Annotated in this window: 1 protein-coding gene and 1 pseudogene; both read left to right on the top strand. The window is 70.5% G+C overall.

From position 1 onward, the window contains the following. Positions 1-339 (top strand): annotated as a pseudogene (locus AAH991_RS39880) (hypothetical protein); the annotation flags it as partial. Between the two features lie 571 nt (positions 340-910). Next, positions 911-3,034: a S8 family peptidase gene (locus AAH991_RS39875; protein ID WP_346231150.1), complete on the top strand. Its 2,124-nt coding sequence runs from the start codon at positions 911-913 to the stop codon at positions 3,032-3,034. Positions 3,035-3,227: the final 193 nt, after the last annotated feature.

The raw sequence follows: 3,227 nt of genomic DNA, 5'->3' as shown, positions 1-3,227 counted from the left end.
GGCTTCATCCCGCCGTGCCGAGAGCGTGGCGTCGACTATAACCAGCGGCAGCCGGTGGTGCGCCCTCGTTCCCGTCGCATCGTGCCGCCCAAGAATCTGCTCGGCATTCCGTGGCGGGTCGCCTTCGCCCTCCAGCAGGATGGCTGGATCCTGCGCAACGCGATCGTCCGGTCCAAGCCGAACGCCATGCCACAGTCGGCCCTGGACCGGCTCTCCACCCGCTACGAGCTGATCTTCCTGGTCAAAAACTGCGCTTCTACTGGTTCGACCTCGACACCATCCGCGAGCAATACACCGGCGACCGCGCGTTGTCCCGCCGCTCTCGGCACGGCGGGATGAAGCCCAACGCCATTCAGACGCCCTGCCCACCGGCCGGCAAGTACAGCCTGGCGGAGTCAGGCGGCGCACCGCACGGCACCGCTATCCGCCCCACCGGCCGCGCCCATGATGCGGCCAACCCGAACGGCCGCAACCCCGGCGACATCTGGAGCATATCGACCAGGCCCTACCGGGCGGCCACTTCGCTCCGTTCCCGATCGACATCCCGCTCCGGAACAAAAGTCCGTCACATTTGTTTTACGTACTGTTCGGCCGGATGAAATCTCCGCTTGTCGCATGGTGGCTAACGCTCCGGGTTCGCCCACGCTGGGGCGTCGCGCCCCCGTACAGCACGGCCAGCTGCGGAAACAATGGAAACCAATGTGATCGAAGCCACAGGGGTGCGGATACCTGCCGATCTCGTGGCACGGCCGGGCCGATTGTGATGAAACCGCTTTCATTGGTGCGCGACACGCCGATTTTCTAATCACGGACTCTGTCGAACAACACGGATTTCGCAAATTTCACAACTTCGCGGAAAAACTTAGCCTGTTTCGCGTAGTGATCATCTCGACCACTCGGGAGACAACCCTTGCGAAGTTCATCCGTGGCCGCCGTCCTCACGGCGGCCGCCCTCCTCGGCCCGCTCGCCGCGTCCGCCGCGGCGCAGACCGTGCCCCCAAGCCCCTCGACTTCCTCAGCCTCCTCCGGCACCTCCGGTCCTTCCGCGGCGACGGGAGCCGCCGCGGCGCCGGCGGCCGGAGACCACACCGTCACGCTCGTCACCGGCGACACGGTGCGGGCGCGTCTGGAGAGCCACGACCTGCGGGTCCTGTCGGTCGAGCCGGGCGAGGGCCGCACCGGCGTCACCTTCGCCGTCACCGACCGGGGCGACCAGGTGTCGGTGGTCCCGTCGGACGCGGCCTCCCTCATCCGGGCGGGCCGGCTCGACCCCCAGCTCTTCGAGCTGGGCACGCTGATCGCGGACGGCTATGACGACGAGCACAGCCAGGCCATCCCGGTCATGACCACCTACCGCAAGAGCGCGACCTCGGAGAACGCCGAGCGGGCCCGGGCCGTCTTCGACGGTGCGGCGAAACGGCGCCTCGCATTCCCCCGCCTGGGCATCAGCGCGCTCGCCATCGAGAAGAAGGCCGCGCACGAGGGCTGGCGCGGCCTCACCGGCGGCTCGGCCAAGCCCTCGGGTCTGCAGGGCGGCGTCACCAAGTTGTGGCTCGACGGCAGGGTGAGGGCCGGCCTCGACCAGAGTGTCCCGCATATCGGCGCGCCGACCGCGTGGGCGAGCGGGTATGACGGCAGCGGCGTCAAGGTCGCGGTGCTGGACAGCGGCTACGACACCGACCACCCCGACCTGCAGAACCAGGTCGTCGCCTCCGCCGACTTCACCGGCAATGCGAACGGGGTCGAGGACGGCAACTCACACGGCACGCACACCGCCTCCACCGTCGCCGGGACCGGCACCGCCTCCGGGGGCCGCTACAAGGGGGTCGCCCCCGGCGCGGACCTGGTCGTCGGCAAGGTCCTCGACGACGGGAACTCGGGCTACGACTCCTGGATCATCGAGGGGATGAACTGGGCGGTCGGCGAGCAGGGCGCCGACATCGTCAGCATGAGCATCGTGAGCGATCCCGCTCGCGTCGACCACCCGATCGCGGCGGCGATCAACAGCCTGACCGCGGAGTACGACGCGCTGTTCGTGGTCTGCTCGGGCAACTCCGGGCCCGGCACGTCCACCATCAGTTCCATCGGCGTCGCCGACAAGGCGCTGACCGTGGGCGCGGTGGACCTGAACGACACCGTGGCGGACTTCTCCAGCCGGGGCCCGGTGGGGGAGCAGGGCCTGAAGCCGGACATGACCGCGCCCGGCGTGAACATCACCGCGGCCGTGCCCGGTGGCGGCTACGGCGCGAAGGACGGTTGTTCGATGGCGACCCCGCACGTCGCCGGGACGGCCGCGCTCGTCAAGCAGCGCCACCCCGCCTGGGGCGCGCAGCGGCTGAAGGACGCCCTGATGGGCACGACCGCGGCCGCGGCCGGCTCCAGCCCTTACGCGTACGGCACCGGCCGGGTCGACGCGGCCCGCGCGGTGAGCCAGCAGGTCACGGCGAACCCGCCGAGCGCGGCCCTGTCGGTCACCGCCGCCCAGCCCACGGCCACGCAGACCGTGACCTACACCAACGACGCCGCCACGCCTGTCACGCTGGGCCTGGCCGTGTCCGCCACCGGCTCAACCGGCGGCACGCCCGCCCCGGCCGGCCTGTTCACCCTGAGCGCCAACCAGGTCACGGTGCCCGCCAACGGCACCGCGCAGGTCACCGTCACCCTGCACCAGGTCGACGCCGCGAACAGCCTCTACGGCGGTGTGCTGACCGCCACGTCGTCCGGCGGCGCCTCGGTGCGCACTTCGCTCGGCGGGCACATCGAGGCGACCTCCACCTTCACGACCACGGTCCGCGTCCACTACGACCCGGGCGCCGGCAATCGCATCACCCTGCGCGGCGACGCGCCGCTGAGCTGGACCGGCGGGCAGAACTGCGTCAGCAGGTCGGCCGGCCTGTGGGAGTGCGGGATCAACGTCCCCATCGGGCAGCAGTTCTACTACAAGCCCCTGATCAACGACGGCCTCTGGGCCGCCGGTGCCAACTACCGCGGCGTCGGCGGGCAGATCTACGACGTGTACCCCACCTTCCCCTAGGAGACTGAGGAACCCCCGGCCGGGCGTCCCGCCCCGCCGGGGGTCTTCGTGTTCACAAGCCGCGCGGCGCGTCCGCGACGGACTCGCCGCCGCGACACACGTGTGACCGCCGCCCGCGAGGAGAGCGCCGGCTCACGGCCGCTCCGTCACGAGCGCGGTGATGCGGCCGACCAGGCCGGGCACGTCGGCGTCA

It is taken from the genome of Microbispora sp. ZYX-F-249 (assembly GCF_039649665.1).
In the GTDB taxonomy this organism is placed as follows: Bacteria; Actinomycetota; Actinomycetes; order Streptosporangiales; family Streptosporangiaceae; genus Microbispora; species Microbispora maris.
The sequence above is the reverse complement of the archived record's forward strand: the minus strand, read 5'-3'. Positions and strand labels throughout refer to the sequence as shown.